At 74.5% G+C, this 1,129-nt stretch carries 2 protein-coding genes; one reads left to right on the top strand and one right to left on the bottom strand.

What is annotated here, in order from left to right:
- Positions 1-601 (bottom strand): AMP-binding protein (locus GTW43_RS27845; protein WP_161304723.1); only part of this gene is annotated, 601 nt, incomplete at its 3' end.
- 181 nt (positions 602-782) lie between these two features.
- Between GTW43_RS27845 and GTW43_RS27840 the strand changes: the two genes are divergently transcribed.
- Positions 783-1,129 (top strand): acyl-CoA dehydrogenase family protein (locus GTW43_RS27840; protein ID WP_161304722.1); only part of this gene is annotated, 347 nt, incomplete at its 3' end.

Genomic DNA, 1,129 nt, shown 5'->3' with positions numbered 1-1,129 from the left:
GCAGGTCGTCGGGACCCTCGCCGCCGAACGTGGCAACGCGCAGACCCGGCACCCCGGCCTTGAGCAGGTCGTCCACCGACCGTGCGTCGCACAGCGCGTGTCCGACCTGCGCGATCTCGCACATGGTGGCCAGCTCCGGCGCCCGCTGCTGGGCGAGCACCGTGACGGCGACGCCGCCCGCCTTCATGACGGCCAGCCAGCAGGCCGCCAGATGGCGTGTGGTGGGGCCGCGCAGCAGCACGCGGTTGCCCGGGACGACGCCCAGGTCCTCGGTCAGGACGTGCGCGATCCGGTCGACGGTCGCCTTCAACTCCCCGTACGACCACGTCGGTTCGCCGGGGGCGTGGAAAGCGGGGCGGTCCGCGCCGAACCGCTCCACGGTGGCGTCGAGCAGCTCGGCGCCGCAGTTGAGCCGCTGCGGGTAGTGCAGCTCCGGCAGGTCGAAGAGCAGCCCGGGCCACAGGGCCGGGTCCGGCAGCCGGTCGCGGGCGAACGTGTCCGTGTACCCGGACGGGGACAGCGGAGGAGGTGCGGCGGGCAGGGGCGGATCCGTGGGCGGGCCGGGACGCTGCGGGTCGTGCGGTGCGGACGGTGAGCTCATCGCCTGGGCGCCCCCTTGCCGTGTGGGCCCGGGCGCGTGGGGCGTGCCGGGGCGTCGCGTTCACGTGGCCGGACGGTCTGTCGGTCGCACATCGAGCGTATCGTGATGGTGACGACAGTCAACGGGGCGCGATACGGTTCCCGCACAGTCGAGGGTGCACGACCGGGAGGAGCAGGTCCGTATGGGGTCATTCTCACTCGAACCATCACAGGTCGCCTGGTGTACGGAGCTCCGCGAGCTCACGGCCCGCCGTCTCGCCCCCCTCGCGGAGGACGGCGGGACGGAGCCCGGCCGGGTCAACCGCCCGCTCGTCGCGGAGCTGGGCCGGCTCGGCCTCCTGGAGCGGCTCTTCACCTCCGGTGCCCTCGACCTGTGCCTGATGCGCGAGTCCCTCGCCCGGGTCTGCACCGAGGCCGAGACGGCGCTCGCGCTCCAGGGCCTCGGCGCCCACCCGGTCCACGCGCACGGCGGCGAGGAACTGCGCGCCCGCTGGCTGCCCGAGGTCGTCGCGGGCCGCGCGGTGGCCGA

Source organism: Streptomyces sp. SID5785 (assembly GCF_009870065.1).
GTDB lineage: Bacteria > Actinomycetota > Actinomycetes > Streptomycetales > Streptomycetaceae > Streptomyces.
This window is presented reverse-complemented; position numbering and strand designations above follow the sequence as displayed.